Source organism: Sphingomonas sp. CFBP 13733, from assembly GCF_014841795.1.
Taxonomy (GTDB): domain Bacteria; phylum Pseudomonadota; class Alphaproteobacteria; order Sphingomonadales; family Sphingomonadaceae; genus Sphingomonas; species Sphingomonas aerolata.
Window position 1 is genome coordinate 928,310 of record NZ_JACYUP010000001.1, and the last position, 25,544, is coordinate 953,853.

Below are 25,544 nucleotides of genomic sequence, written 5' to 3' on the forward strand. Positions count from 1 at the left end.
GATCTATATACCCATCGGCTGAATGGGATTTAAAAGACGACATCATCTTCGGGAGGGATATCATGATCGATCCACGCCATGTGGCGCTGCTGGCCGGCACCGCGCTTGCGACCCTGGCCGCGCCGGCATTCGCTCAGGACACGGCCGCGGCGCCGGCAGTCGCGCCGCCCAAGGCGGCGACGCCTGCCGCCGACACCGGCGAAGACGTCGTCGTCACCGCGCGCTTTCGCAACGAAAGCTTACAGTCCGTACCGATCGCGATCACCGCCGTCAGCGGGCAGTCGCTCGCCGAACGCCAGTTGAACACCGTCGAGAACATCGCCGCGACGATCCCCGCGGTCGGCTTTCGCAGCGGTGCGTCGAACAAGGACCGAACGATCTTCATTCGCGGCGTCGGCACGATCACCACTTCGCCGGGCGTCGAGCCGTCGGTGTCGACCGTGCTCGACGGCGTCGTCCTCACCCGCCCCGGCCAGTCGACGCTCGACCTGGGCGAGGTCGAGCGGATCGAGGTGCTGCGTGGTCCACAGGGCACGTTGTTCGGCAAGAACGCGTCGGCGGGCGTCGTCAACATCGTCACGCGCAATCCGACCGACGAGTTCCGGATGTTCGGCGAAGCGGGCGTCACGTCGGACGAGGAATACCGGATCAAGGCCGGCATCTCGGGCGCGATCGTGCCCGGCAAGGTCCAGGCGCTGATCGGCGGCCTTTACGACGACTTCAAGGGCAATGTCCGCAACGTCACGCGCAACGCCGACGTCAACGGCTATCGACGCTACGGTGCGCGCGGCAAGCTGGTGATCACGCCGTCGGACGCGCTCAAGTTCACGATTATCGGCGACTATCTCAATTCGCGCGATACCACCCCGACCAGCGTCTATGCCAGCACCAGCCGGACCGCCTACCCCACCGGCACCGTCACCAATTCGCCCGACCTGGCTGCCGCGCTTACGGCAAGTGGCATCGGTGCGAACGCCAGTAACCGCCGCACGAACAACGATACGATCACCGACGTGCGCGACGAAAATTACGGCGGCTCGTTCACGGGCGACCTGACGCTCGGCGACTATCACCTCACCTCGATCACCGGCTGGCGGCAGTGGTTGAACACGCAGCGTCAGGATTATGACAGCGTCGCCGCGCTATCGACCGCCTTCCCGTCCGGCCAGGACACGGGGCGGGTGAACACCAAGCAGTTCTCGGAGGAGCTGCGGCTCACATCGCCCAAGGGTGGGCTGATCGATTACGTGCTCGGCGCCTATTATCTCCACGCCACCACCGACGAGACCTATCAGCGGACGCTGACGTCGCTCGCCGCTGGTGGTGCACGCAGCACGACGACGGGCATCGCGAACTACGGCATCACCAACGACAATTTCGCGTTGTTCGGCGAGGCCAACGTCAATTTCACCCCGCGCTTCCGTGGTATCGCGGGCTATCGTTCGACCTGGGACAGCCTGGATTTCTACCATGTCCGCACGTCAAGCGCGGATCCGCTCAATACCGGGGCAGCGGCGCTCGATCGCCCCGGCGTGCGCGCCTATCACAATGCCAGCGACGGGCTCGATCGGCGTGGCGACAGCTACCGGCTGGGTCTCCAATATGATCTCGGCGATCATGCGCAGACCTATTTCACCTATTCGCGCGGCTACAAGGGCCCCGCGTATAACGTGTATTTCAACATGCGGTCGCTCAACGCCACGACGCCGCTCGACGAGGTCCCGCTGAGCCCGGAGACGTCGAACTCCTATGAAGTCGGGTTGAAGGGCAGCACCGCGGACCGCGCGCTCAGCTACAGCCTGGCCGCATTCACGACGAACTTCGACGGGTATCAGGCCAGCTTCAACGACGTCGTCGCGGGCGCGCAGGTCAGCCGCCTGATCAACGCCGGCTCGGTGCGGTCGCGCGGTGCGGAGGCGGACGTGACGCTGCGCCCGACCAAGGGCCTGACGCTCGACGTCTCGGCCGTCTATACCGACGCCACGGTGCGCAATTTCCTCTGCCCACCCGGCGCGCCGACGAGCTGCAACATCGACGGCCAGCCGCTTCCCTATGCACCCAAGATCAAGCTCTATGAGAATGCGGCGTACCGCTTCGCGCTCAGCGACACGCTAGCACTCGAACTGCAGAGCGACGTGACGTTCAGCAGCAAGGTTCAATATGCGCTGGCGCAGACGCCGAGCACGGTGCAGCCCGCCTATGCGATCTGGAATGCGAGCGTCGCCCTGCTCAGCGACCGGTCGGGCTGGCAACTGCGCGCCTATGTGAAGAACCTGACGAACACGTCCTATTCGTCATTCCTCACCGCGGGGACGTTCGCAGGGACGGTCCGGTTCGTCCCGCGTGACGACCAGCGCTATGCCGGGCTGCTGCTGCGCAAGGACTTCTGACCGCCGCTGGCAGCGGCGGACCGGTTGGACGCGCGGTTCACCCGATCAGCCGCGCGGCGGCCTTGCGCGCGGTCGCGCCATAGGGGGGCTTCAGGCCAGCGAGTTTGGCGACGTCAAACCGCGCCTGCCGGAAGACCGCGCGGGCATGGCTGAACGTACGGAACCCGTCTGCGCCGTGATAGGCGCCCATGCCCGACGGGCCGATGCCGCCGAACGGCAGATCCTCCATCGACACGTGGAGGATCACGTCGTCGAGGCTGACGCCACCCGACACGGTTCGATCGAGCAACCGGCGACGCTCGCCCGCATCGCTGCCGAAGTGATAGAGGGCAAGCGGCCGGTCGCGGCGATTGATCTGGCCGATTGCGTCGTCGATATCGTCATAGCGACGGATCGGCAGGACCGGACCAAAGATCTCTTCCTGCATCACGATCATGTCATCGGTCGCGTCGCGGACGATGTGGAGCGGCATCTTGCGCGTGTTCGCACAGCTGAGGTCCTCGCCCGCCGGATTGACGATCTCGACCCGCGCGCCCTTGGCCCGGGCATCGTCGAGCCAGTCGTTCAGCCTCGCCATGTGACGGTCGCTGACCAGCGACGTATAGTCCGGGTTGTCGAGCAATGTCGGATACATCGCGCTGGCCGCCGCGGTCAGCCCGGCCACCACCGCAGCCTCGTCGGCGTCGCGGACCAGCATGTAATCGGGCGCGAGACAGATCTGGCCGGCATTCAGCATCTTGCCGAGCGCCACCCGCTCGGTCGCGCGCGCGATATCCGTCCCGTCACCGATCACCACTGGCGACTTGCCGCCCAGCTCCAATGTCACGGGGACGAGATTGTCAGCGGCCGCGTGGAGGATATGGCGCCCGATCCCTGTCGCGCCGGTGAAGAGCAGATGGTCGAACGGCAGGCTGGCGAACGCCTTGCCGACCTCCGGACCGCCCCCGACAAAAGCCAGTTCGTCCGCCGCGAAATACCGCCCGACGAGCTCCTCGAACAGCGCGCCCGTGACCGGGGTGTATTCGCTGGTCTTGACGATCGCACGGTTGCCGGCCGCGAAGATGCCCGCAAGCGGCGCCATGATGAGGTTGACCGGGAAATTCCACGGCGCGATCACCCCGACCACGCCCTTGGGCTGATATTCGACCCAGGCCTTCGCGCCGAGCAGCCCGAGTGGGAACTGGACCGCGCGCCGCTCCGGCTTCGCCCAGCGGTCGAGATGCTTGATCGCATGCGTGAGAGGCGCGATCGATCCGGCAATGTCGGTGATCATCGACTGCTCGCGGCTCCGGTGCCCGAAATCCTCCGACAGCGCGTCGCAGAACCGTGTGGCGGACTCGCGGAGCATTGCCACGGCCCGTTTCAGCCGGTCCTTGCGGACCGACAGCGGCTCGGGCATCGCCGCCATCGACGCCGCGCGCTGCGCCGCCAGGATCGCCATCATGTCGTTCATCACCATCTCCCATCCGGCGCACCCGCCCGGCCCGGTTCCAATACCAGCGTCATGCCGCCTGCGCCTGCTGCTTCGCAAGCGGGCTGCATACCGGCCTCGCGGAGGCTTGGCGTGACCTGTCGGCGCGACCTATGCGTCGGCGGATGACGCTGATGAAAGAGAACGACCATGCGGCCCCCACGCCGCTTCGCCATCCGACCGCGCGTGCGGCCGGCCTCGCGCTCGGTGTGGTGGCCGGTCTTGCGCTGTTCGCCAGGCTCGCGGCGAACCGCGTGGAACGCCGCGTGCCCGCCGACGGCAGGTTCATCGATATCGACGGGCGACGGGTGCATTATCTCGAACGCGGGACGGGCCCGGCGATCGTGATGATCCACGGGCTTGGCGGGCAGATGCGCAACTTCGGCTATGCGTTGCTCGACCAACTAAGTGCAGATCACCGCGTGATCCTGATCGACCGCCCCGGCTCGGGCTATTCGGCGCCAATCGCGCAGGCCAATATCCGTGCACAAGCCGTGCACATCGCGGCGTTCATCACCGCGATGGGGCTCGACCGACCGCTCGTCGTCGGCCACTCGCTGGGCGGCGCAATCGCGCTCGCGCTGGCGCTCGATCATCCGCAGCATGTCGGCAGGCTCGCGCTGATTGCACCCCTGACCCAGCCACTCGCCACCGTGCCGCAGATCGTCGCAACGCGCGCCATCGCAACGCGCGCGATGCGCAGCGCGCTGGCATGGACGGTTGCCACCCCCGCGGCGTTGCTCGCGCGACCCAGCGGCGCCCGCATGGTCTTCGCACCCGATCCGGTACCCGATGATTTCGCGACCCGCGGCGGCGGCGCGCTGATTGGTCGCCCATCGGCCTTTGCCGGAGCAGCGGCAGATCTCGCCGCGGCAAATGCCGATCTGCCCGCGATGCTCGCCCGCTATCCCTCACTGTCGGTACCGACCGCGATTCTGTTCGGACGCGACGACGCGGTGCTCGATCCGCTGGCCCACGGCCAGGGTCTCGCCAACGCCTGTCCCGCCGCAGCGCTCACGCTGGTCGCGGGCGGCCACATGATCCCCGTGACACGACCCGATGACGTGGTCGCATGGCTTTCCACGCTGACCAAGCCGGGAACCCCCGTCTAAGGCCCTCGCAAACCGTCAGCTGCGATACCGGGCTTCGACGAGATCAAGCTCTCGGACCAGCTTGCGGATCGTCGCACTGCCGATCCGGCGATCGCGCGCGAGATCGACGATCGTGCTGCGTTCCGCCTGGAGCGCGACGAGCTTGAAGTCGCGCTCGATCCGGTCCTGCACCCGCGCGGCCGCGGACGCCTTGGCAGAACCGCTGCGGCTGTCGATCCGGTCGCGATAGATGTCCATCACCCGACCACCCGCCGCCGCATAGAAATCGCCGTCGCCCATCCGTTCGGCCAGCTCATGCTGCGACCGCTCGACCGCGCGGATCGCCGCTTCCGCCGCCGCGACCCGCGCCGCATCCTCTTCCGCCAGCAACGACGGCTCGGGCGGCATCGTCAGGCCGTTGAGGAGGATCGGCAAGCCGACGCTCGCCAGCACCAGCGACACGATGATCACCCCTGCGGCGAGGAATATGGCGAGGTCGCGCGCCGGAAACGCGGTGCCGTCGTCGAGCACCAGCGGGATCGTCAGGACACCTGCAAGCGTGATCGCCCCGCGAACACCCGCCAGCGACATCGCCGCGACCAGCCGCCAGTCCGGGCTGTGGACCGTCACCCCGTCGCGATAGCGTCGGCGCAGCAGCGTCAGCCGCAACGAAACCCAGACCCAGACGAACCGCAGGGCGGCAAGCCCGGCGACGATCGCGAGGACATAGGCAGCTAGCCAGACAGTGCTGTCATGCCCCGTCATCTTGACCGTCGTCCTGGCACCCGCAAGGATCGCCGGCAGCTGTTCGCCGAGCAGCACGAAGATGATACCGTTGAGCGCGAACTGGATCGTGTCCCACACCGAGTTGCGCCGCATCCGCGTATTGGGCAGCGCCTGACGCGATATCTCGGCATAGGTCATCGTCACGCCCGCCGCGACGGCCGCGAGGATCCCCGACGCGTGAAGATGTTCGGCGAGCAGATAGGAACCGAACGGAATCAGCAGGCTGACAAGGATCTGCGACCCCGATTCCTCACCGAACCGCCGCGATACCCAGGCTTTGGCGCGCGTGACCGCGAGCGTCAGGCCGACGCCCACGACGATCCCTGCGCCGGCCACCCAGACGAAGTTGATTGCGGCGGAGGACGGCGAGAACGATCCGGTCAGCGCCGCGGCGATCGCGAAGCGCAGACAGACGAGGCCCGACGCATCATTCAGCAGCGATTCCCCTTCAAGGATGTGCATCATCCGCTTCGGGATCGGGACGCGTGCGGCGATCGCCGAGACTGCGATCGGATCGGTCGGCGACACCACCGCAGCCAGCGCGAACGCCACGGCGAGCGGCATGGCCGGGATCATCCAGTGGATGAACAGTCCCATGCCGATGACCGTGATCAGGACCAGCCCCAGCGCCAGTTCGACCACGGTCGAAATGTCCTTGAGCAGCTCGTCTTTGGGGATCCGCCAGCCATCGAGGAACAACAACGGTGGCAGGAACAGCAGCAGGAAGAGTTCGGGATCGAGCGCGACCCGGTACGACGTCGACAAACCGATGACCGCACCGAGCATGATCTGCACCAGAGGCGTCGGCACCGGCACGGGGAGCATTCGCGAAATGGACCCGCTCAAAACGACCGCGAGCAGGAGGAACAGAACGATCGATACAGCTTCCAAAAGATACTCCCGCTTGGCGTCGGGTCCTTCCTAACCGGCACACGCCACAAACGACACCCCCCTGGACCCCACGATCGTCAGTCGACCGTCACGAGGCCGGCGGCAAAGGCGATCCGCAGCGCCTCCGACAGGCTGCGTACGCCGAGTTTGTCCATCAGATTGGCGCGGTAAATCTCGACGGTCCGCGGGCTCAAGCTCAGCGCATGCGCAATCACCTTGTTCGGCTGGCCGTCGATCAGTCCCATCAGCACGTCGGTCTCGCGCATCGAGAGCCGCGCGATCCGCTGACGCGCCGCCTGGGTCCGGTCCGCGGCCGCGGTTTCGGTTTCGAGCCGCGCAAAACCTTCGTCGACCGTGCGCAGCAGGATGTGCGGATCGCACGGCTTCTCCAGAAACTCGAGCGCGCCCGCCTTCATCGCCTCGACGGCGAGCTGCACGTCGCCCTGCCCGGTCAGGATGATCGGCGCAAAATGCGGTGCGAACGGCACAAGCTTTCGCAACACTTCAAGCCCGGTGGTTCCGGGCATGTGATGGTCGAGCAGCACGATACCCGGGTCGAGGCTGCTGAGCTCGTCCAGAAACGCATCCCCGGAGCGAAAGCCGCGGATCAGCAGGTTCGGACGGGTCGACAGCAGCCCCTGCACCGATGCACGGACGGCGTCGTCATCGTCGACGACATAGACGGTACGCATCCAGACATCCTTTCACGGCTTATTCCAAACAGACATGCGGCACGGTGAAGCGAAAGCAGGCGCCACCGCCCGGGGCGTTGAAGCCGACCAGCTCCCCGCCATGCGCTTCGACGATGCGGCGGCAGATCGACAGGCCGAAGCCCATGCCCCCCTCCCCCTTCGATGACGTGAAGGGCGTGAACATCCGCGACAGGATCGCATCGGGCAAGCCGGGACCATTGTCGCAGATGCTGATCTCGACGAGCGCCGCTTTGTTCAACCGCGCCTCGATGAGGACGCCGCGCGCGCCGTCGGGCGATGTCGCCAATGCTTCGAACGCGTTGCGGAGCAGGTTGACGACCACCTGCTGCACCTGGATCCGATCCGCGAGCATGAAGTCGGCGTCGGGGGACAGCGCGAAGCTCAGCTCGATATCGGCATGCTGTCCGCCGGACGTCAGCAACGTGACGGCCTCACGCAGTGTCGCCTCCACGGGCTCGATCCGCATCTCGGACTCGCGCTTGGCGATGAACTCGCGAAGCCGGTGGATGATGTCGCCTGCCCGCAGGGCCTGCGCGTTCGCCGATATCAACGTGGCCTTGAGCCGGTCGCCATCCATGCCGGCGCCGCTGTCGAGGAGCAATTCGGCGGTCGTGACGAAGTTCGCGATCGCAGCGAGCGGCTGGTTGAGTTCATGCGCGAGCGCCGCAGCCATTTCGCCGACCGCGTTCAACCGGATGACCTGCATCAATTCCCGCCGGACGAGGCTCAGCCGCTCTTCCGCGGCGATCCGTTCCGAAATGTCACGGACGAACCCCGTCAGCACGCGTTCGCCGTCGACCAGCGCTTCGCCGACATGCAGCTCTACCGGGAAGCTGCTCCCGTCCGCGCGCCGCGCGGTGGTGAGCCGGCCATGACCAACGCCACGCCGATCGCCCGAGGCCGGATAGCGCCGTAAATACCCCTGCTGCCACGCCTCGCGCTCGCCCGGGATCAGGGTCTGCACGTTCAATCCGATCGCCTCGGCGGCGCTATAGCCGAAGATGAGTTCGGCGGCGGCGCTGAAGGAGCGGATGGCGCCGGCCTCGTCGATCACGATCATCGCATCGGGCACGGTTTCGAGGATCGACCGCAATTGCGCCTCGCGCACGCGAAGCGCCGCCTCGCGCTCCTCGTGCCGCGTTATGTCCAGCGTGATCCCCGTCGTCCGGATCATGACGCCGGCCTGATCATAGAAGCACCGGGCAGAGCCCTCGAGAAAGCGCTGCGTGCCGTTGGGCAATCTGAGCCGATAGGTGAAGCTGATGCGTGGTGCGCGCTTGCCGACGGTTTCGGCGATCGTACGTTCGACCTCCGCCAGATCGTCCGGATCGATCAGCGCCGCCCAGCTCGGATAATCATGCAGGCTTCCCGCCGGCAGCCCCAGACGCTGCTCGGACCCTGCGGTCCAGGTCAGTGCCCCGGTCGCGACCTCCCATTCGAAGACCCCGACCTCGTGCGCGCTGCTGGCGAGCGCGAGACGCTCCTCGCTCTTGCGCAGCGCGGCCTCGATCTCGAGCCGCGTGCTGATATCGGTCATCGACAGGACAAGGGCCGGCGCACGGGCGAGCTTCTCGACCCTGCGCGCCTGCTCGATCACGTGCACCGCACTGCCGTCGCGGCGGCGCTCGATCAGTTCACGCTCGCCATCGGCATGCGGGCAGCCCGTCGCCAAGCTGCCGTCGGCGGTGCGCGACGCGAGCAGTACATGCTTCTGCCTGCCGAGCGCCTCGTGCGCACGCCACCCGTATAATTCCTCGCACCCGCGCGACCAGTGGATGATCCGGTCATCGGTATCGACCAGCGCCATCGGTGCGGCATTCAATGCCTCGGTCAGCTCGGACAACGCGGCGCGATGCCGCGCTGCGCTCCGCACCGTCCAAGTGACGAGCGCGCTGACCACCACGAAATTCAGCGTGACGGTCAGCAGTTCGCCCCAGACCGCAGACACCCCGGCAAGCTCGATGCTCGCCATTTCGACCAGCGGCGCGAGCACCGGTACGACCAGCAGCAGTGGCAGGACAAGCCGCAACATGTGCCATTCGGGCGACCAGGCGGTGGGCTCGTTCAGAATATCACTTCGCCAGGCAAGTACCGCCAGGGCCAGCAGCATCGCGCCGATCGCGGATGGCAGGGACGTCGACGACAGATGCCACCCGGTCGCATGCAGGGCCGGGAGCATCGGGATCAACAATAAGGCTGTGCTTGCAGTCACCAAACTGCCGCCTGCGAGTGCCGCCGCCAGCCGTCCATAGGAGCGGGTATTTGCCGCGGCTGCGCCGATCGCGACGGGCAATGCGACGAGTATGAGATCGGCGACAATGCCCGGCCCCGTCATCGCGCGATCAAAGGCTGTCCGGACATCGTCCGCAAACAGCCACCCATCGATTCCATGGCTCCCGGCCGGCAGGACCAGTTGGACGAACAGGCGCTCAAGACCAATGGCGATCGGCACGGCGAGCAGCGGCATGGCCCGGCGACTGGAATGTCCGCGTGACAATATCAGGGTCGCCGCCGCCATGCAGGCAAAGGCAATGCAGCCGAACGGCGGCATTGGCTCGACCAAACCGAACGTCGTCAGCACGGGAATCCGCAGCATCCACCCGATCATCGGGACCGTCGCACACGCAAAGACAGCCGCGATGCACAACCCGGCCACAGTACGGCCCGGCTGGCTCATTGTCGAAACGGAATCGTCTTGCGTTGAAGTCTCCATGCTATCCGGCAAATATATGCCAATACTGTATTATTACCTAGCTTATTGGCAAATATATTGACCCATAATGATGGCCAGTTCCACCATTATGGTCAGTTGCGAAAATGCGTCCATCCCGCGACTTCGGAACGACGCGGCGACCTGTCTCAGGATAGGCCGGCGCACCTAAGCATCGGTAAACGTCACCAAATATCAGTTCGCGACTTGGCGCCGGGGTCGCCTCAAACCGGCACCCTGCCGCTTTGACGACGATCAATGCCACGGTTCGCCATGACGGGCAGAGCGATGACCGGAGGAGCCGGCATGACGGACGGGCACGGCACGAAGCAGGACGGCAAGGCGCAGCGCGTCGATCGGGCATCGCGCGACGGCGAGTCGTCCCCGGTTCCAGCGTGTCGTCACTGGCATGTCATCCGCGACGACGATCTTGCGGACCTGTTGTCCGCGCATGCCGATCTACGAAGCCTGTGCAGCATCCTCGAACATTGCGCAGACTGCTTGCCCGTCAGACCCTCGGCACGCGATGCGGACTGGATTTGTGCGCGACTGGCCTTGGTGACCGAACGGCACGACGATGGCCTCGAGCCGACGCTCGACACGCTGTTCCGGCGAACCCCGTCACAGCCGCTGATCGGCGTGTTGCTCGATCATGTCGCCGCACACCGCGCGACCGACGCCGTCTACGCACAGGATCTCATCGTCGCACTCGATCCGCGTTCGATCGAAGCCGACCGATTCGCGCCCGACATGCTCGGCTATATGCTGCGATGCTTCTTCGACGGCTGCCGGCGTGCCACCGACTTCACCGAACTGGCGATCCTGACCCTGGGGCATGCCCGCCTCACGCGCGCCGCCAGTATGCGGCTGACCGACAGCCTGGCGCGTAGCACTTCACCCTGAGCGCAGCCAGCTGTCGCTCCCGAGTCGCTATGCCGGATCGGCGCGCGCCGCGAGAGCGTCGCGGTCGACGATGGTGATGGCTCGTCCGCCGGGCAAGCCGATGACGCCGCGGGTCTTCAGCTGCGTCATCTGCCGGCTGACGGTTTCGATCGTCAAACCCAATATGTCCGCGATCTGACCCCGCGAAAGCGGGAGGTCGAACGTGACCGGACCGCTGGGCGTTCCCCTGCAACCGGTCGCCGCGGCACGGGTCGCCATATCGACGAGAAACCCCGCGACCTTCTCGCTCGCCGACTTGCGCGCGAGCGTCAGCATGCGCGACCGCGCCTCGTCGAGCGCGGCAAGCGTCCGCTGCAGCAATAGCCGCTCCATCCGCGCATGATCGGTCAGGACGCGATCGAACGATGCGCGCGGAAAGATGCACACTTCCGCGTCGGTCAGCGCCGACACGCTGAAATCGGCCTGCCCGGGATAGGGCTGCCCGACAAAATCGGCGGGGTATAGGAGCCCGACGATCTGCTCGCGACCGTCACCGCTCGATGCGACGAGCTTGAGCACGCCCGACAGCAGGTTGGCGCACAGGATATTGTCCTCGCCCGCCCAGATCAGCGTCTCGCCACGCCGCACGATCCGCCGCCGACCCAGGGTATTGAGCGCATGCAGTTCGCTATTGGTCAGGCTTCCGCAGAGCGACTGATCGCGAACTGCACAGTCGACGCAGATGGTTGCAGCAAGCATGACGGCAGATATAGCGCCCGGTCGCCGAATTGACCGCATCAATTCGGCGCCGACTGGTCAATATCGCCGGACGGGCCGGGCAGGATATGTTGCCCGTCACTGTCTACGGCATGTCCGGTACGTCGATCTCGTCATCGGCCGGCAACGAGAATTCATGCCACATGCCGTTCAGCACTCCGAAGCCCAGCGCAAGGCCGAGACCCAATACCCAACTGAAATACCACATTATCTATCGTCCTTGCCGCACGGAGTGATCAGTAGAAATCGGGATTGGTCGCGACCTCGTGCGCGGTGACCCGGCCCCACATCAGCTTGAAGGCCCATGCGGTGTAGGCGAGGACGATCGGCAGGAAGACGGCGGTGACGAACAGCATGATCCCGAGTGTCTTTTCGGACGATGACGCATTCCAGACCGTCAGGCTCGAATGCGCGTCGATGCTGGACGGCAGGATGTAGGGAAACATCGACAGCCCGACGGTCGCGATGATCCCTACCGCCGATGCCGAGGATCCCGCAAATGCCGCACTCTCGATCCGTCGGCGTATGCCAATCAGCGCGACCACCGCGCCGCCGAATCCCAGCAGCGGGGCAATCATCATCCAGGGATGGAGTGCATAGTTCGCCAGCCACGCGCCCGCGGCGATTTCGCTCGTCGTGCGCAGCGGATTGGATGGCCCCGCCGCATCGATGGTCCCGACGATGCGGAACCCGATATCGGTCCAGGCGACGAACGCCCAGCCGGCCGCGAACAGGACCAGCGACAGGATCGCGGCCAACGTCCCGAACCGCGTCGCGCGGTCATGGACCGGGCCATGCTCGACCTTGATCGCCAGCCATGCGCTGCCGTGCAGGACCAGCATCGCGACCGACAACAGGCCGCAGATCAGTGTGAAGAGCGTGAACAGCCCGAGGAAACTGCCGTCGAAAAAAGCGCGCAGATCGCTGTCCAGCCGGAACGGCGCCCCCGACAGGACATTGCCGACCGCGACCCCGAAGACGAGCGCCGGCACGACACCCCCGACGAACAGCGCCCAGTCCCACCCGGACCGCCACCGCGGATCCGGCCGCTTCGACCGGTACTTGAACCCGACCGGTCGCAGGATCAGCGCCGCGAGCACGAGGAACATCGCGAGGTAGAAGCCGGAAAAGCTGACCGCGTAGACGAACGGCCAGGCGGCAAAGATCGCGCCGCCACCCAGGATGAACCAGACCTGGTTCCCCTCCCAGGTCGGACCGACCGAGTTGATCACCATCCGGCGCTCGGAATCGGTCCGTGCGACGAACGGCAGAAGCGTGGCGACCCCGAGGTCGAACCCGTCGGTCAGGGCAAAGGCGATGAGCAACACCCCCATCAGCCCCCACCACAATATGCGCAGCGTCTCATAGTCGAACATCGGATCGTGCCTTTCGGATCAGGCGAAAAGGGGTCAGGCGGGGATCGGATCAGCAGCAACGGGGCGCGTGGCGCCGCGCCCTGCCGATCCGGCATCGGGAACCGGATAGGCATCCTCGTCATGCTCGAACGGCCCCTTGCGGATCGTCGCGAGGATCAGACGGACCTCGATGACCGCGAGCGTCCCGTAGATGGCGGTGAAACCGATGATCGTCGTCCACAGCACGCCGCGCGTCAGCGAGGATGCGGCGAGGAAGGTCGGCAGAACGCCCTCGATCGCCCAGGGCTGGCGGCCAATCTCGGCGAGCATCCAGCCCAGCTCGATCGCGATCCAGGGCAAGGGGATCGCGAGCACCGCAAGTTTGAGGAACCACCGCGTCTGCGTGTGCAGGCGGAGCGACGTCAGGACGAACGCCGCCCCGAACAGCGCGATCATCAGGACCCCGATCGCGGCCATGATCCGGAAGCTCCAGAACATCAGCGGCACGTTCGGCACCACGTCCCACGCCGTCGTGGCGATCAGCGAGGGGCTGGCAGTGCGCGGATCCGCGACATGCCGCTTGAGCAACAGGGCATAGCCCAGATCGCGCTTGTGCGCCTCGAACCGCGCGCGCTGCACGACATTGGCAGGGTCGGTCTTCAGCCGTTCGACCGCGTCATAGGCGACCACGCCCGACGTGATCCGCTCCTGCGCCTTGAGCACCAGTTCGGACATGCCGGTGACGGTGCCGTCGAGGCTGCGCGTCGCGATCAGTCCGAGGACCCAGGGGATCTGAACCTCGTACCGGGTTTCACGGGCGGCGACGTCGGGTACGCCGAACAGCGTCAGACCGGCCGGCGCCGGTGCCGTGTGCCAGGCCGCCTCGATCGCGGCGAGCTTCATCTTCTGGTTGTCGGTCAGGGCATAGCCGCTCTCGTCACCCAGCACGACGACCGACAGCGATGCGGCCAGGCCAAAGGCTGCCGCCACCGTCATCGATCGCCGTGCCACGCCCTTGTAGCGGTCATTGAGCAACCAGAAGGCGCTGATGCCCAGCACGATTACCGCCGCGCAGACATAGCCCGCGCTGACGGTGTGGACGAACTTGGCCTGCGCGATCGGGTTGAACAGGACGGCGCCGAAATCGGTGACCTCCATCCGCATCGTTTCCGGATTGAACTTTGCGCCGACCGGATTCTGCATCCAGCCGTTCGCGATCAGGATCCACAGCGCGGACAGGTTGGTGCCGAGCGCCACCATGGCCGTGACGAGCAGATGCCCGAGCTTCGATAGCCGCCCCCAGCCGAAGAACATGATGCCGACGAACGTCGCTTCGAGGAAGAACGCCATCAGCCCCTCGATCGCGAGCGGCGCGCCGAATATGTCCCCGACATAATGCGAGAAATACGACCAGTTCGTACCGAACTGGAATTCCATCGTCAGCCCCGTAGCCACCCCCAGCACGAAGTTGATCGCGAAGATCCGCCCCCAGAAGCGCGTGATCACGCGCCAGATCGGCCGGTTCGTCATGACATAGACCGATTCCATGATGACGAGCATCATCGACAGGCCCAGCGTCAGCGGCACGAAGAGAAAATGATAGAGCGCGGTGAGCGCAAACTGCAGCCGCGACAGGTCGATGACCCCGAGGTCCATGGAACGGTCTCCCCCCCGGCGAACATGCCGGTTTGGTCGGGGCGTAAGTGGCGCGGCCGGTCAGAACATTGACCGCGGTCAAAGACCAGACGAACGGCAATACGCGACAAGCCTGTCCATGACGGCACTATCTTCGAGCGACCTCGCATCCACCGACCCGACGCCCCGCGCGCGTCGCCAGTGGCTCAAGACCATCGCCCAGGGCGGTCGCCGCGGCGATGCGGCGGCGGCGTGGCTCATGCTCGACAGCGTTACCGCAATCGGCTTTGCCGGCGGCCTGGCGGGGGCGATCGTCGCGGTTCCGGCCGGTGCCGCCGCGGTCCTGCCCTGGGTCGCGCTCGTCGTCCTGTCCGGCGGCCTTCGCGGTCTCGTCGTCATGCTGGCGACGCGCAGGGGCGCCCGCCAGGCCGAGAACGCCAAGGTGACGCTGCGTCGCCGGATCGTCGCGTCGGCGCTGCACCGCGACCCCGGTGCGCCGACGACCACGGGTGTCCTGATGGCCGCGGTGGTAGACGAGGTGGACGCGCTCGACGGTTATATCGCGCGTTTCCTGCCCGCGCGCAAAGCGGGCGCCATCGCACCCTTCCTGATCCTGCTTGCGACCGCATTGGCCAGCCCCGTCGCCGCGGGCATCCTGGTCGTGACGCTCATACCGTTCATCGTCGCGATGGCACTTGCGGGGGGCGCGGCCGCAGACAAATCCCGGCGCCAGTTCACTGCGCTGGCCCGGCTGACCGGGCGGTTCGCGGACCGGGTGCGGGCGCTGCCGGTCGTCCTTGCGTTCGGCGCCGAGGACCGCGAGGCGCGCGCACTGGGGGTCGCAGCGGACGAACTGGCGGCGCGGACGATGGGCGTGCTGCGCGTCGCCTTCCTGTCCTCGGGGGCGCTGGAGTTCTTCGCCGCACTCTCGGTCGCGCTGGTCGCGGTCTATTGCGGGTTCAACCTGCTCCACCTCCTGCCCTTCCCGGTGCCCGAGCAACTCGATCTCGGCCGTGCCTTCTTCGTGCTGGCACTCGCGCCCGAATTCTACGCACCGATGCGACGTCTCGCCGCCGCCTATCACGACAAGCAGGCGGCCGAGACGGCGGCGGATCGCCTGATCGCCCTGCCCGCGCCCGTCTCTCCCATGCCGGCGTCGCTGCCACCGACACCACGCGCTCTGCGCCCCGATCTGCCCGCTCTGCCCGCACTGGCGTTCAGGTCGGTCGCGATCCGCTATCCCGACGCGGAACAGGACGCCGTGTCCGACCTGTCGTTCGATGTCCCGCCGGGCCGCATCGTCGTGCTGACCGGACCATCGGGCAGCGGCAAGACCAGCGCGCTGCACCTGCTGCTCGGCCTGGCCCCGCTGGTAGCGGGCGATGTCGTGATCGACGGCCAGCGAATCCCACCCGGCGGTTCGCTCGCGCCGCGCGCATCCTGGGCTGGCCAGCATCCGTTAATCATCGCCGGCACGATCCGCGAAAACCTGCGCCTTGCCTGCCCCGATGCCACCGACGATGCGATCGACCGCGCGGTGGTGCAGGCCGGTCTTCGGCCGATGCTGATGGCACGCGGCGGCGGTCGGATGGCGGCCGGTCTCGACACGCGGCTCGATGCGCGCGGCGGCGGCCTGTGCGGTGGCGAACGGCGGCGGCTTGCCCTGGCGCGCGCCATGCTCAAGCCCGCGCCGATCCTGCTGCTCGACGAACCGACGGCACATCTTGATGCGCTGTCGGAGATTGCGCTGGTCACGACGATCGCGGCCGCCTGTCGCGGCCGGACGACGCTGATCGCGACGCATAGCGACCGCCTGGCCGGCATCGCCGATCATGTGGTTCGGCTTGGAGACCCCGCGTGACCGGTCCACTCGACAGGTTGCTCGCGCAGGAGCGACATGCGCAGCGCCCGCTTCTCGCACGCGCCGCGCTGCTCGCCGCAATCGTCGCGGCAGCGTCGGTCCTGCTGCTCGGGCTGTCGGGCTGGTTCATCACCGCCGCCGCGATCGCCGGTCTGGCGGGCCCGGCGGCAGCGCTCGCGTTCAACTACATGTTGCCGAGCGCGGAAATCCGGCTTCTCGCCATCCTGCGGACCGGCGCACGCTACGGCGAGCGCCTCGCCAGCCACGAGGCGGCGTTCGGCGCGCTCGCGCGGATACGCCCGGCCATCTTCCGCGCGCTCGCAGCACAGCCCGCTGGTACCGCGCTGGCCTTCGGGACGGGCGAGGCGACCGCCCGGCTGATCGGCGACGTCGATGCGATGGAAATGCAGTTTGTACGCCAGTCCGCCCCCTGGGGCGTCGCCGCCGCGCTGATCGCGGGGCTCGGGCTCGTATCGCTCGGCAGCGTCGCAGCCTCGATCGCCACCGCGTGCTGCATGGCGGTGCTCCTGATCGTTGCCGACCGGCTTGCCCGTCGTAGCGCGCCGCTCGGCCAGGCGGTGCAATATGCTGCCGGGGCACTGCGCGAGACGTTCGCGGGCCTTGCCAACGCCGCCCCCGAACTGCGATGCTTCGGGCTCGAGCCCTGGGCCGCTGCGCAGGTCGACGATCGAAGCCGTGCGCTCGCCGCCGCGCAGCGTGCGCAGACAGAAGCTGCCGGATGGCTGGACCTGCTGCATGCGACGGCCGTCGGTATCGCCGCCGCCATCGCCGCGATCCTGTCGGCGGGATCGGGGGCGCCACGGGCTGCACTGGCGGCGCTGGCAGCGGCGATGACGATCGACGCGGGAACGCCGGTGTTGCGCGCGATGATCGAGCGAGGTCGCATGCGCGCGGCACGCGACCGGCTCGACGATATTCTGGAAACCCTTGAAAGCACAGAGACTTACCCGCAGAATGCATCTCCGCGCGACTTGCTGGACACGACCCGTCCTAGCCGTAGCGCACTGCAGTTCGTCCTGTCGGCGGGGACGTGTCACGGGCGGCGGGGCGATCGGGTCGCGCTGACCGGCCCCTCGGGGATCGGCAAGACGACGCTCGTCGAACGGCTGCTGTCGTTGCGGCCAAGCGCGCCTGGCGAGATCTGGCTGGACGGGCTCGATATCGGCCTGATCCCGTCAGAGATATCGCGACGCAGCTTCGCCTGGGCACCACAGGATGCCGCGCTGCTGTCGGGTACGGTGCGCGACAATCTGATGCTGGCCAACCCCGATGCCGACGATGCGACCCTGTGGCGGGCGCTGCACGACGCGGTGCTCGACGATCGGGTTCGCGCGCTCGATCACGGACTCGACGCGTGGGTCGGTGAAAACGGCGCACGCCTGTCGGGCGGGGAGCGCCGCCGTCTCGCGGTTGCGCGTGCCTATTGCTCGCTCGCGCCGTGGCTCGTGCTCGACGAGCCGAGCGAGGGGCTGGACCGCACGACCGAAAAGCTGCTCGCGGTCCGACTGGCGCAGCGCCTCGACACGACCGGACAGGGGCTGATCCTCGTGAGCCACCGCCCGGCGCTCGTCGCCCTCTGCCCCCGGCGTTTCGACCTGACACAGGTGGGATCGGACCGGCGCAGCGCCGCCTAGCAGCGGCTCCGGAGGCTGTCACTCAGCCTGCTGCGGCCCGCGCGAGCAGCGCCCGATCGAGGATGATGACGCCGCGCCCGCCCGGCAGGGCGACGACCCCACGGCGTTTCAAGGATGTCATCTGCCGGCTGACGGTCTCGATCGTCATCCCCAGCAACGCGCCGACCTCCGACCGGCTCATCGGCAGGTCGAAGCGGGCCGGGCCCGGCTGACCCATCCGCCGTGCCATTTCCAGCAGGAACGTTGCGATCCGTGCGCCTGCGGCCTTGCGTCCCAGCATCAGCATCCACATCCGCGCATCGTCGAGCGCACCGAGCGCGCGGTGCAGCAACAGGCGTTCCATCGCCGGATGCGCGTCGAGCATTTTTTGCAGCGCCGCGCGCGGGTACACGCACAGCTCCGCATCGGTGATCACCCGGATCGTCTCGTTCGCGGTGTCGGCAAACAGGTCGCCGACGAAATCTCCGGCAAAGGCGAAGCCGACAATGTGGTCGCGACCCTCCGGCCCCGCGCGCATCGCCTTCAGCACCCCCGACACGACGGTGGCACAGATCGCGTTCGGATCCCCGCTCCAGACCAGTACCTGCCCTGCCGGCATCGTTCGCCGCCGGCCGATCCCGTGCAGCGCGACCAGGCCCGCGTCTTCGAGCGTCGCACACAGCGCATCGTTGCGCACGCTGCAGGCGGCACAGCGAGGCGGCAGCGTCACGATCGCCCCGCCCGTCGCGCTAGACCGCATGGCTGAACCGTGCCGACGCGGTCTGCCGGTAGGCGTCCAGCCTGCTCGCAATGACGCGCGCATAGGGAAGCGCGTCTTCGCTCAGGCGGAGCACGCTCCCCTCCCAGGCGATCAGCCCGTACCGTTCGAACGGCGTCAGCCGCATGCGAATATCGGCCGCGCCATCCAGCGAGGTCAGGTCTGCCGTGCCCCGGGTCAGGATCGTCTCGATCGCCCGGCCGCGCAGCCTGTCTTCGGGGCTGCGCCGCAGCCCGCGACAGGTTGCCAGGGTTCCGGCATCGATCCGCATGCCGTAGCGCCCCGTATTCTTCTCGGTCTGCAGGATGCGGTCGGGAAAGTCGCTGATCGCGCTGGCGCCAAGACCGATCAGGATCTCCGCCGGGTCTTCGGTAAATCCCTGGAAGTTGCGGCGCAGGCCGCCGCTCGCCGCCACCTGCGCGAGCGCATCGCCCGGTCGGGCGAAATGGTCGAACCCGACCGGATCATAGCCGGCATCGACCAGCATGCGATGCGCGAGGGCCGCCTGCGCAAAGCGCTCCGCCGTCCCGGCCAGCCCGTCCGCGACGATACGTCTCTGGCGCGGTACGAGGTGCGGGACGTGCGCATAGCCGAACACCGCGAGCCGCTCGGGGGCCATCGCGATGCTCTCGACGATGCTGGCGCGCAGGCTTTGCTCGGACTGTTGCGGCAGGCCATACATGAGATCGAAATTGATCGACCCGACACCGGCATCGCGCAAAAGCGCGGTCGTGCGACGAATATCCTCCGACGGCTGCACACGCCCGATCGCCGCCTGGACCTGCGGGTCGAGCGTCTGGACGCCGAGGCTGACCCGCGACACCCCTGCTCGCCCGATCGCCCCCGCCCAGTCGCGGTCGAAGCCACGCGGATCGACCTCGACCGATAGTATCGCATCGGTGCAGTCGAACGCCGTCCTGACGCTTTCGACGAGCCGGAGAAACGCCGCCGGCGGAATCGCGCTCGGACTGCCGCCGCCGAACGCGATCCGTCCCACGCGGACGCCAGTCACCCGCTGCCCAACGAGTGCGATCTCGCGTTCGAGCCGTTCGACATAGGTGGCGAGCCGCGCGGCGCGGTTCGCCGCCCCCGTGTTGCATCCGCAATACCAGCATATGTCCCGGCAATAGGGGATGTGCAGATACAGCGAAACGACCGTCCCCGGCACCATGCCCCCCAGCGCCTCCTCCATGTCGGCCGGGCCGACATCGTTGCCGAATTCGGCAGCGGTCGGATAGCTGGTGTAGCGCGGCACGGATGTCGCGAGCAGTTCGGGGTGATAGGTCCACATGCGACGATGGGTGCGATGTCCCCTTCGACTGGTCTTTGATCGGCATCAAATCCGCGTTTGGCCGTGATCAACGCCCCCGCCTCGCCGCACGCCTAGCCCGAACGCATCCCAATCAGGAGTCGGGCAATGAAGCATCTTTCCATCGGCGTAGTTCTAGCCGCCGCCGGCCTCGGCATCGCCACGCCGGCCATGGCGCAGGACCCGGCACCGCGCACCGGTATCAAGGCCGGCGACGTGCTCGTCCGCCTGCGCGCGATCCTCGTCGCCCCGAACGAACGCTCGGGCGGGATCCTCCCGACCTTCCCCGGCGAGCGCGTCAGCGTCGACAACAGCGCGATGCCCGAGGTCGACGTCACCTATATGGCCACCGACCAGATCGGCTTCGAACTGATCGCCGCGACGACCAAGCACAGCGCCAGCGGGCGTAGCGGGACGACCGGATCGATCGGCAAGCTGGCCTCGACCTGGGTGCTGCCCCCGACGCTGACCGCGCAATATCACCTCAACCCACGCGGCTCGATCCGCCCCTATGTTGGAGCCGGACTGAACTACACGATGTTCTGGAACGAGGATGCCTCGGCGGGTCTCGAAAAGGCGGTCGGACGGACGCGGGTACGTATGAAGGACAGCTTCGGCTGGGCGGCGCAGGCCGGAGTCGATGTCGACATCACGCCGAAGGTTTTTCTTAATCTCGACGTCAAATATATCGACATAGACACGAGCGCCCGCCTGCGCACGACGGCAATCGGTACGCAGACCGTGAAGATCAATCTCGATCCGCTCGTCTTCGGCGTCGGTCTCGGCCTGAGGCTTTAACCCCACGGCCGAGCAGGACCGCGGGCCATCGCGCCCGCGGTCCTAGTCGTCGAACGCCGCGACCGAGACGCGGGTGCCGCGCAGGAACGCGTCGGCGACGAGCGTGAAGGGGGTCGTGTCGACCTCGCTGCGCCCGTCGCGGACCAGGGCGGCGAAACGCGCGTAGAGCCCGGCATATTCGGCATCGTCATGCTCGCTGCTGCCCTCGGGCAGTGTGAGCACCGCGCCCCCTCTGGCGAGACGGAGCGTACCGGCGTCGGTGTCGACGACGATGTCCCAGCTTTGCGGGCCGGTCTGACGCCAGTCGAGATCCATCGTGATCGGCGTGCCCGACGCACTGCGGAAGGCGAGATCGGCGGCGATCGGCGCGGCACGATTGGCCGGTGTCGACAGCGTCGCGGACGCGAGGAAGAACGGCTCGGGCAGGATCTCCGTCGCGATCGACAAGGCATTGATGCCAGGATCGAACACGCCAAGCCCGCCCGGCTCCCAGATCCACGCCTGGCCAGGATGCCAGACGCGGACGTCTTCGCGCCAGACGATCGACACGCGGTCGATGCGACGGTCGGCAAGCCAGGCCTTGGCGGGTGCGACACCCGCCGCGAACCGCGAATGCCAGCCGGCGAACAGCGTCGCGCCGGTCCGTGCGGCCTGAGCCTCGAGCGCATCGACCTCGGCGAGTGTCGCGCCCGGCGGCTTTTCAAGGAACACGTGCAGCCGCTTGGCGAGCGCCATCGTGGCGAGCGAATAGCGCACCTGCGGCGGCGTGCAGAGCGCGATCGCGTCGATCGCCGGACCGTCGGTGAGCAGCGCCTCGAGCGACCTGAAGTTGGCGACGCCCTCGACGCCCGGATCCCGCGGGCTGACGCTGGCGACGAGCTCGAATTCGGCGTTGCCGGCGATCGACGGGAGATGCTGGTCGCGCGCGATCTTGCCCATGCCGACGACGGCGATGCGAATGGCTGCCATGCTCAGAGCGCCTTTACCGAGACCGACCGCGGCGCGGCCCTGGTCAGCGTGTTGCGCAGCGGGAGCGTGAAGGGCGCAGCCTCGATTTCGAATACGTCGCCTTCACGCGTCGTCACGCCCTCGGCGAACGACAGCGTCGCGGTGCCGAAGAAATGGACATGAATGTCGCCCGGGCGGCGGAACAGGTCATATTTGAAATGATGCGCCTCGAGATTGGCGATGCTGTGCGACATGTTCGCCTCGCCCGACAGGAACGGCTTCTCCCACAGGACGGCGCCGTCGCGGTGAATCCGGCTCATTCCCTCGACATGCTCGGGCAGCGTGCCGACCAGCAGCTCCGGGCCCAGCGACGCCTGGCGCAGCTTGGAATGCGCGAGCCACAGATAATTGTGCCGCTCGGTCACATGATCGCTGAACTCGTTGGCCAGACACAGGCCGAGCCGGAATGGCGTGCCGTCAGCCCCGATCAGGTAGATCCCGGCAAGCTCGGGCTCCTCGCCGCCATCCTCGGCAAAATCGGGCATCTCCAGCGCGGCACCCGGCGCGACGAGCCCCGAACCGTCGCCCTTGTAGAACCATTCGGGCTGCTGGCCGCGCTCCCCCGGCCCCGGCTTGCCGCGCTCGACCCCTTCCAGGAACATCCGCATCGAATCGGTCTGCTTCTCGGCATCCGCCGCGGCACGGTGCATCTTGTCGCGTCCCTCGGCCGAGCCGAGATGCGTCAGCCCGGTACCCGTCATGACGACATGCGCCGGGTCGACATGATCGATCGGCGACATCAGCCGACCGGCAGCCAGTTCGGCCGCGATGTCGACACTGGTGCCCGTACCGCAGGCCGCGACCGTCGCGGCAAGATCGAGACCCTCCGCGATCGCCCGTTCGGCGAGCGCGCGAACGCTGTCCATGCCGGGAACGAACGCCGCCCCGGCGCTGGTGGCCGCGATCACCGATCGCGTGCCGTCGACGCCAACATGCTGCAACAGGCGCAAGCTCATCATCCTCTCCTTTCCGGGTGCCGCTGTTACGGTTCGCCCGGACGTCATCATGCAGGGAATTGGCGGGTCAGCCGGCGACGACGCCGTCCATCAGCCGCGGCGCGTCCGTGTCGTCACGCACGCAGGCGGGCAGCAATTCCGGCAGCAGGTTCTGGTAGGATACCGGCCGCAGGAAGCGGTCGATTGCCAGGCTGCCGACCGAGGTGGTGCGACCGTCCGACGTCGCCGGGAACGGTCCGCCATGGACCATCGCATGCGCGACCTCGACGCCCGTCGGCCAGCCATTGGCCAGGATCCGCCCCGCCTTGCGCTCGAGCAGCGGGATCAGACGCGACGCCATCCCGGCATCGCCCGCGTCCATCTGGATCGTCGCGGTCAGCTGACCTTCCGCGGCGCGCAGCACGGCATGGAGCTCGTTCTCGTCTGCGCAGCGGACCAGCAGCGACGACGCCCCGAACACCTCATGCCCCAGCGCCGCGTCGCTCAGGAACTGCGCGGCGGTGGTTTCGAAGAACGCCGCCTGCCCCTGTGCGACACCTTCGCCGACCTTGCCCTGTGCGATCGTCTTGACCGCGTCATGGCCCGCGAGAGCCTCGACGCCCTTCTGGTACGCGGCATGGATGCCGCCGGTGAGCATGGTCGCCGCCGGTGCGTCGGGAAGCGCAGTGGCTGCCGCTGCGACAAACGCATCGAGCCCGTCGCCCTCGATGGCGAGGACTAGACCGGGATTGGTGCAGAACTGCCCCGCGCCCATCGTCAGCGACCCGACGAAGGCCGTACCCAGCGCCGCGCCGCGCGCTTTCAGCGCCTCGGGCAGCAGCACGACGGGATTGATGCTCGACATCTCGGCATAGACCGGGATCGGCACGTCGCGCGCCTGCGCCAGCTTGACGAGTGCCAGGCCGCCAGCGCGCGACCCGGTGAAGCCGACCGCAGCGATCCGCGGATCCTGGACCAGCGTGCTGCCCAGATCGTTGCCGGGGCCGACCAGATGCGAGAACACACCCTTTGGCAGGCCGCAGGCAGCAACCGCCGCCTCGATCGCGCCAGCGACCATCGCGCCGGTCGCGGGGTGCGCCGGATGTCCCTTGACGACGACGGGGCAGCCCGCAGCGAGCGCGGAGGCGGTATCACCACCCGCGGTCGAGAAGGCGAGCGGGAAATTGCTCGCGCCGAACACCGCGACCGGGCCGAGCGGGATCATCCGCAGGCGCAGGTCGGGACGGGGCAAGGGTGCGCGGTCGGGCAGCGCCGGGTCGATCCGGACACCCATCCAGCCGCCGCGGCGCACGACGCCGGCAAACAGCTTCAGCTGGCCGACGGTACGACCCCGCTCGCCCTCGAGCCGCGCGCGCGGCAAGCCGCTCTCGCGCATCGCGGTGACGATCAGCGTGTCACCAAGCGCGACGATCTCTTCGCCGATCCGTTCGAGAAAGTCCGCGCGAGCTGCATTGTCGGTCGCGCGATACGAATCGAAAGCCGCGTCGGCGGCAGCACAGGCCGTCGCAACGTCATCAGCGCCGTGGACCGCAAAGGCCTCGCCGGTCGCGAGCCCCGTCGCCGCGTCGATCGAACGGAACGCGTCGTTGCCGGCCGTCTTGGCCGTCTGGATATCAGTCATGGATAGTAGCTCCCTTATACTCAGACTTATGCGCAATGGCCCGATTTAGCAATCTTTTGGCGTTCCTTGATGGCACGCGGACTGTTACGCCGTGATGATGGAGCAGGCGCTATGACGATCAACGACGACGATCCACAGGAGATTGTGACCGACGCCGGAACAGCACGCAGCCCCCGGGGGACCGGCCGCCGCCTTCACGGCGCGGTGGCGCACAAGCTGGGCACCGCGATCCTGTCGGGCGAATATGCGCCCGGCGACACGCTGGCCGGGGAAGTCGATTTCTCGAAGACGCTCGATGTGTCGCGAAGCGCGTACCGCGAGGCGGTGCAGGTGCTGACCGCCAAGGGGCTGGTCGAGAGCCGGCCCAAGATCGGCACACGCGTCCTGCCCCGCAGCCGTTGGAACCTGCTCGATCCCGACGTGCTCGCCTGGGCATTCGCGGCCGAGCCCGACATCATGTTCGTGCGCGACCTGTTCGAACTGCGCGCAATCGTCGAACCGGCCGCCGCCGCGCTGGCGGCCGAGCGCCGCGACCGCGCCGATCTGAAGATCATGAAGGACGCGCTCACCGCGATGCGTCGCCACACGCTCGCGACCGAGGCGGGCCGCGCGGCGGATCGCGAATTCCATGACGCCGTGCTGACCGCGACGCGGAACGACGCGCTGATCGTGCTGAGCGCCAGCATCGGCGCAGCGGTCAACTGGACCACGCAGTACAAGCAACGCGCCCGCGCGCTGCCCCGCAACCCGATCCCCGATCATGTGCTGGTCTATGACGCGATCGCAGCCGGCGATGCCGCGGCGGCAAGTGCCGCGATGCGCACGCTGGTCGACCTGGCACTGGAAGATACGAAGGCAGCGATGCAGCGCTGAACGCG

21 protein-coding genes are annotated in these 25,544 nt (G+C 67.3%); 8 read left to right on the forward strand and 13 right to left on the reverse strand.

Translation table 11 applies throughout. The annotated features are described in order from the left end of the window. Positions 1-62: 62 nt before the first annotated feature. Positions 63-2,390: a TonB-dependent receptor gene (locus IFT71_RS03940; RefSeq protein WP_192139166.1), complete on the forward strand. Its 2,328-nt coding sequence runs from the start codon at positions 63-65 to the stop codon at positions 2,388-2,390. A gap of 37 nt (positions 2,391-2,427) precedes the next feature. On the opposite strand, the gene IFT71_RS03945 is transcribed toward IFT71_RS03940, so the two are convergent. Beyond that, positions 2,428-3,834, reverse strand: a complete 1,407-nt coding sequence (locus IFT71_RS03945) for a coniferyl aldehyde dehydrogenase (RefSeq protein ID WP_192139278.1) — start codon at positions 3,832-3,834, stop codon at positions 2,428-2,430. Between the two features lie 152 nt (positions 3,835-3,986). On the opposite strand from IFT71_RS03945, the gene IFT71_RS03950 reads away from it, so the two are divergent. Then, positions 3,987-4,973, forward strand: coding sequence for an alpha/beta fold hydrolase (locus tag IFT71_RS03950; RefSeq protein ID WP_244654709.1), 987 nt, complete (start codon positions 3,987-3,989; stop codon positions 4,971-4,973). A gap of 15 nt (positions 4,974-4,988) precedes the next feature. On the opposite strand, the gene IFT71_RS03955 is transcribed toward IFT71_RS03950, so the two are convergent. From IFT71_RS03955 to IFT71_RS03965, 3 genes are all read right to left on the reverse strand, one after another. Continuing rightward, positions 4,989-6,629 (reverse strand): Na+/H+ antiporter, encoded by a 1,641-nt coding sequence (locus IFT71_RS03955; RefSeq protein WP_192139167.1) that lies wholly within the window; start codon positions 6,627-6,629, stop codon positions 4,989-4,991. Positions 6,630-6,706: 77 nt separating this feature from the next. Then, positions 6,707-7,321, reverse strand: a complete 615-nt coding sequence (locus IFT71_RS03960; RefSeq protein ID WP_031394397.1) for a response regulator transcription factor — start codon at positions 7,319-7,321, stop codon at positions 6,707-6,709. A gap of 19 nt (positions 7,322-7,340) precedes the next feature. Next, positions 7,341-9,809, reverse strand: a complete 2,469-nt coding sequence (locus IFT71_RS03965) for a PAS domain S-box protein (RefSeq protein WP_192139168.1) — start codon at positions 9,807-9,809, stop codon at positions 7,341-7,343. On the opposite strand from IFT71_RS03965, the gene IFT71_RS03970 reads away from it, so the two are divergent. After that, complete coding sequence (locus IFT71_RS03970; RefSeq protein ID WP_159510654.1) at positions 9,781-10,116, forward strand: hypothetical protein; 336 nt, start codon at positions 9,781-9,783, stop codon at positions 10,114-10,116. The two genes, IFT71_RS03965 and IFT71_RS03970, sit on opposite strands and share 29 nt — an antisense overlap. A gap of 242 nt (positions 10,117-10,358) precedes the next feature. Beyond that, positions 10,359-10,955, forward strand: a complete 597-nt coding sequence (locus IFT71_RS03975) for a hypothetical protein (protein WP_192139169.1) — start codon at positions 10,359-10,361, stop codon at positions 10,953-10,955. A gap of 27 nt (positions 10,956-10,982) precedes the next feature. Here the strand turns inward: IFT71_RS03975 and IFT71_RS03980 are convergent, their stop codons facing one another. The 4 genes from IFT71_RS03980 to IFT71_RS03995 form a co-directional block, all read right to left on the reverse strand. Continuing rightward, positions 10,983-11,693 (reverse strand): Crp/Fnr family transcriptional regulator, encoded by a 711-nt coding sequence (locus IFT71_RS03980; RefSeq protein ID WP_192139170.1) that lies wholly within the window; start codon positions 11,691-11,693, stop codon positions 10,983-10,985. A gap of 103 nt (positions 11,694-11,796) precedes the next feature. Continuing rightward, positions 11,797-11,919, reverse strand: coding sequence for a cytochrome bd-I oxidase subunit CydX (gene cydX / locus IFT71_RS03985; protein WP_031440400.1), 123 nt, complete (start codon positions 11,917-11,919; stop codon positions 11,797-11,799). 28 nt (positions 11,920-11,947) lie between these two features. Continuing rightward, the gene (gene cydB / locus IFT71_RS03990; protein ID WP_192139171.1) at positions 11,948-13,087 is read right to left on the reverse strand and encodes a cytochrome d ubiquinol oxidase subunit II; all 1,140 of its coding nucleotides are present in this window, start codon (positions 13,085-13,087) and stop codon (positions 11,948-11,950) included. 33 nt (positions 13,088-13,120) lie between these two features. Beyond that, on the reverse strand, positions 13,121-14,722 hold the full coding sequence (locus tag IFT71_RS03995) for a cytochrome ubiquinol oxidase subunit I (protein WP_192139172.1): 1,602 nt from the start codon (positions 14,720-14,722) through the stop codon (positions 13,121-13,123). A gap of 118 nt (positions 14,723-14,840) precedes the next feature. On the opposite strand from IFT71_RS03995, the gene cydD reads away from it, so the two are divergent. Together cydD and IFT71_RS04005 are read left to right on the forward strand one after the other, a co-directional pair. Further along, positions 14,841-16,562, forward strand: a complete 1,722-nt coding sequence (cydD, locus tag IFT71_RS04000) for a thiol reductant ABC exporter subunit CydD (RefSeq protein WP_192139173.1) — start codon at positions 14,841-14,843, stop codon at positions 16,560-16,562. Further along, complete coding sequence (locus tag IFT71_RS04005) at positions 16,559-18,217, forward strand: ATP-binding cassette domain-containing protein (RefSeq protein ID WP_192139174.1); 1,659 nt, start codon at positions 16,559-16,561, stop codon at positions 18,215-18,217. Before cydD ends, IFT71_RS04005 begins: the two co-directional genes overlap by 4 nt. Before the next feature lie 22 nt (positions 18,218-18,239). On the opposite strand, the gene IFT71_RS04010 is transcribed toward IFT71_RS04005, so the two are convergent. Both IFT71_RS04010 and IFT71_RS04015 read right to left on the reverse strand, forming a co-directional pair. Next, on the reverse strand, positions 18,240-18,956 hold the full coding sequence (locus IFT71_RS04010) for a Crp/Fnr family transcriptional regulator (protein WP_192139175.1): 717 nt from the start codon (positions 18,954-18,956) through the stop codon (positions 18,240-18,242). Further along, positions 18,946-20,265, reverse strand: coding sequence for a radical SAM protein (locus IFT71_RS04015; protein ID WP_192139176.1), 1,320 nt, complete (start codon positions 20,263-20,265; stop codon positions 18,946-18,948). Before IFT71_RS04015 ends, IFT71_RS04010 begins: the two co-directional genes overlap by 11 nt. Positions 20,266-20,391: 126 nt before the next feature. On the opposite strand from IFT71_RS04015, the gene IFT71_RS04020 reads away from it, so the two are divergent. After that, positions 20,392-21,081 carry an OmpW/AlkL family protein gene (locus IFT71_RS04020; protein ID WP_183935735.1) on the forward strand — a complete coding sequence of 230 codons (690 nt, stop codon included), beginning with the start codon at positions 20,392-20,394 and terminating at the stop codon, positions 21,079-21,081. Between the two features lie 42 nt (positions 21,082-21,123). Here the strand turns inward: IFT71_RS04020 and IFT71_RS04025 are convergent, their stop codons facing one another. The 3 genes from IFT71_RS04025 to IFT71_RS04035 all read right to left on the reverse strand — a co-directional run bounded on the left by IFT71_RS04025 (position 21,124) and on the right by IFT71_RS04035 (position 24,666). Next, positions 21,124-22,050, reverse strand: coding sequence for a Gfo/Idh/MocA family protein (locus tag IFT71_RS04025; protein ID WP_192070498.1), 927 nt, complete (start codon positions 22,048-22,050; stop codon positions 21,124-21,126). A gap of 2 nt (positions 22,051-22,052) precedes the next feature. Then, positions 22,053-23,045, reverse strand: coding sequence for an AraD1 family protein (gene araD1, locus IFT71_RS04030; protein WP_192139177.1), 993 nt, complete (start codon positions 23,043-23,045; stop codon positions 22,053-22,055). 67 nt (positions 23,046-23,112) lie between these two features. Further along, a complete protein-coding gene (locus IFT71_RS04035; RefSeq protein WP_166747840.1) occupies positions 23,113-24,666 on the reverse strand; it encodes an aldehyde dehydrogenase (NADP(+)) in 1,554 nt (517 codons plus the stop codon). A gap of 111 nt (positions 24,667-24,777) precedes the next feature. On the opposite strand from IFT71_RS04035, the gene IFT71_RS04040 reads away from it, so the two are divergent. After that, complete coding sequence (locus IFT71_RS04040) at positions 24,778-25,539, forward strand: FadR/GntR family transcriptional regulator (protein WP_056407587.1); 762 nt, start codon at positions 24,778-24,780, stop codon at positions 25,537-25,539. The last annotated feature ends 5 nt before the right edge of the window (positions 25,540-25,544 follow it).